General features: G+C 29.4%; 4 protein-coding genes. 3 read left to right on the top strand and 1 reads right to left on the bottom strand.

Going from position 1 to position 3,200, the window contains the following annotated elements:
• Positions 1 to 90: 90 nt before the first annotated feature.
• Positions 91 to 432 carry a hypothetical protein gene (locus CD129_RS12315; RefSeq protein WP_115337474.1) on the top strand — a complete coding sequence of 114 codons (342 nt, stop codon included), beginning with the start codon at positions 91 to 93 and terminating at the stop codon, positions 430 to 432.
• A gap of 738 nt (positions 433 to 1,170) precedes the next feature.
• Here CD129_RS12315 and CD129_RS12310 read toward each other — a convergent pair.
• On the bottom strand, positions 1,171 to 1,749 hold the full coding sequence (locus tag CD129_RS12310; protein ID WP_107510113.1) for a GNAT family N-acetyltransferase: 579 nt from the start codon (positions 1,747 to 1,749) through the stop codon (positions 1,171 to 1,173).
• Between the two features lie 144 nt (positions 1,750 to 1,893).
• Here CD129_RS12310 and CD129_RS12305 point away from each other — a divergent pair, with 144 nt between their 5' ends.
• Together CD129_RS12305 and CD129_RS12300 are read left to right on the top strand one after the other, a co-directional pair.
• Positions 1,894 to 2,649 carry a MerR family transcriptional regulator gene (locus CD129_RS12305; protein ID WP_115337475.1) on the top strand — a complete coding sequence of 252 codons (756 nt, stop codon included), beginning with the start codon at positions 1,894 to 1,896 and terminating at the stop codon, positions 2,647 to 2,649.
• 154 nt (positions 2,650 to 2,803) lie between these two features.
• On the top strand, positions 2,804 to 3,148 hold the full coding sequence (locus CD129_RS12300) for a histidine phosphatase family protein (RefSeq protein WP_115337476.1): 345 nt from the start codon (positions 2,804 to 2,806) through the stop codon (positions 3,146 to 3,148).
• Positions 3,149 to 3,200 lie beyond the last annotated feature (52 nt).

Below are 3,200 nucleotides of genomic sequence, written 5' to 3'. Positions count from 1 at the left end.
ACAAAAAGATTATTATTATATTAAAAAATATAATTAATATAATAATAATCGGGTATAATTATAATCAGCGAGATAAAGGAGGCGTTTACCTTGAACATATTCGATTTTCCAAATTATTTATGGATTTCTTTTGTAGTAGTTATAGTTTTTTCATTATTATCTTCATTAATTCTTAAAAAGCACTTTATTAGTGCAATATTAACATTTATTGTATTAGGTATTATTGCTTTCGTATTACCTAATTTTTATGACATTACATATGAACCATTACTAGGGTATGCTGCTTTTATGGCTATAATTAGTTTAATTGTATGCTTATTTACATGGTATTTAATGAGAAAAAATGGAAAAAGAAAAGCTGAGAAACTTAGTCAAAAAGAAGACTTTGAGGATGGACGCAAATTTAACAAATTAAAAAGAAGTGATAAATAAATTCGGGTCATAAATGTCCTAGAATTTTATAAAAATCATTTCTACCATAAGAGTGTCAGCAAAGTATTAGACTTTGTTGGCATTTTTTATGCGCATGTATTACTCGGGGGTGCTTTTAAGGGGTGCAGTATAAGCAAGTTTCAGCAAAATTGCTGATAAGAGTATCAGTATAAGCTGGTTTCAGCAAAATTGCTGATAAGAGTGCCAGTATAAGCAGATTTCAGCGAAATTGCTGATAATAGTATCAATATAAGCAAGTTTCAGCGAAATTGCTGATAAGAGTACCAGTATAAGCAGGTTTCAGCGAAATTGCTGTTAAGAGTACCAGTATAAGCAGGTTTCAGCGAAATTGCTGTTAAGAGTACCAGTATAAGCAGATTTCAGCGAAATTGCTGTTAAGAGTACCAGTATAAGCAGGTTTCAGCGAAATTGCTGTTAAGAGTATCAGTATAAGCAATTTCTAGTTATAGTGCTTTTAAGAGTAGCCATAAAAGCACTTTTGATTACAAAAAAGCAGCCTAATGAGAAATCTCATAAGACTGCCATGGTAGGCTTGTATGAACAGTTTATTAAAATTGATTCTTACTCTTACTTTTTATCAAAAAAACTGATATTTATAACGATTTTGTAGTGCTGACGCCTGAGGGAATAGTATGCGTGAGAGACTACAGGCTCGAGCCATACCCTAGGCAAGCATGCACGTACAAAATCGTAAGTTACTATAACAAACAAGCTCCATTATTTAAAATAAACAGGTGTTGTAATTGCATATAATGCTTCGTTAATTAATTTTGATTGATCGGCACTTAAATCTGAATTCTTCAATGTACCTTCACGTTCGAAACTACATCTTTCTATTGTGTCGATACTTTTAACATTTTTAACATCAATATATGCTTCAATTCTAGCAAATTGGTGTGTATCAATTAGATATCGTGTAATATATTGGATTGCTTCAGTCATGTAGCCTTTGCCTTGTCCAGAAACTACAGTCCAATATCCAATTTCACAAGATGGTAATCTCAAATCAATATCTTGTAATACTAATGAGCCAACAAAAGTATTCGTTTCTTTATCAAACATAAAATATCTTAAAAACTGTTTGTTAAAACTCATATCAGTTGTTTTGTCGATAAATTCTGTTGCTTTAGCTTTATCAAAGTTATAATTAAAAAATGATACCCATTTTTTTAAAGAATCAGCTGAATTGAGCAATTCATCAGTGATCGTATTTTTATACGCTAATACTTGTTCTCCTGCCATTAGTATTAAACGTGGTGTTTCTAAAGTTAAATCATATTGAGGTTCTTTGTTCATTTTAAAACTCCTGTCTACCATAATTATCGTATATATACTATAACATGTATTAATCGAACATATTTTCAAAATTTTAAATAATATTAGTTGTTGACTCTTACGTTACGTAAGACTTTATAGTCAATATATGAGGAGGTTAAGTAAATGGAAATGTCAGTTAAAGAATTAGCAAACCTTGTAGGAATAAGTGTGCGCACACTTCACCATTACGATGAAATAAACTTATTAAATCCATCAAAAATTTCAGAAGCAGGTTATAGATTATATTCTGAAGCTAATTTAGATAGACTACAGCAAATTTTATTTTTCAAAGAGCTTGATTTCCCTCTAAAAAAGATCAAACAAATTCTAGATGATCCATCATTCAATAAACAAGAAGCATTGCAATTGCATAAGAAAATGTTAATGGATAAAAGGAATCACATTGATCAAATGATACAAACTATTAATCAAACAACAAAACATTTTAAAGGAGAAATAAATATGACAAATGAAGAGAAATTTAAAGGGTTCGACTTCAATAAAAATGAATATGAACAAGAGGCACGTGAAAAGTGGGGCGGAAAGACAGTTGATAAAGCAAACGAAAAATTATCAAATATGCCTAAACAAGAAAGATTCGAAAAAGAAAACGAAATGAACAACATATTTAGATCATTAGCTTCCGTTAATAATGAAGAGAAATCACCAGCATCAGAAGAAACACAACAACTTATTCAAGATTGGTATGATTTCTTAAACGATAATATCAATTATGAGTATTCATTAGAAGTATTTAAAGGTTTAGGTGAATTATATATAGCTGACGAACGTTTCACTAAAAATATAAACCAATTTGGTGAAGGATTAGCTCAATATATGCATGAAGCAATTAATATATACGTAGAAAATCATCTATAAGAGAAACACAGCAACTTAAAACGTTATTATGACGATTTGAGTTGCTGTGTTTTATATTGTCTAATCATAATTAAAATAGTATATTTCAAGCTGAACAATTAATACCTGTATTAGCAAACCTTAATATTGATCAAATATATTTAAGTAATATCAAATAGATGTTATTACAGATTCAAGACTCAATGAACGTCAATTAAGCGACATATCGTTAAATAATTGGTTAAATGAGCTTAAATACACATATGAAGACTTTGATTATCGGTTACATAATGGCGAATCAAGTTCAGAAGCTCAAAAAAGAATTTTAAGCGTATATGATTCCATTAATCATTCACATAACAGTTTAATCGTTACACACGGGTATATAATGATATTGCTATTAAATCATTTTAATCGTGAGATTGGATTTGAAGAATGGATATCATTAAAAGATCCAGATTTAAATAGTATAGATGAACATAACAACGATAAACATATCAATATACTAGTAAACGAATAGAAAAGGGTCCCCTAATGACAATATACTTAACTTCCTATAATATATATTATGT

Source organism: Mammaliicoccus fleurettii (assembly GCF_003970575.1).
GTDB lineage: Bacteria > Bacillota > Bacilli > Staphylococcales > Staphylococcaceae > Mammaliicoccus > Mammaliicoccus fleurettii.
The sequence above is the reverse complement of the archived record's forward strand: the minus strand, read 5'-3'. Positions and strand labels throughout refer to the sequence as shown.

Coding starts and splice junctions, on each gene's coding strand:
- CD129_RS12310 (WP_107510113.1), bottom strand. CDS start 1,749: ATGAACAAAGAACCTCAATATGATTTAACTTTAGAAACACCACGTTTA.
- CD129_RS12305 (WP_115337475.1), top strand. CDS start 1,894: ATGGAAATGTCAGTTAAAGAATTAGCAAACCTTGTAGGAATAAGTGTG.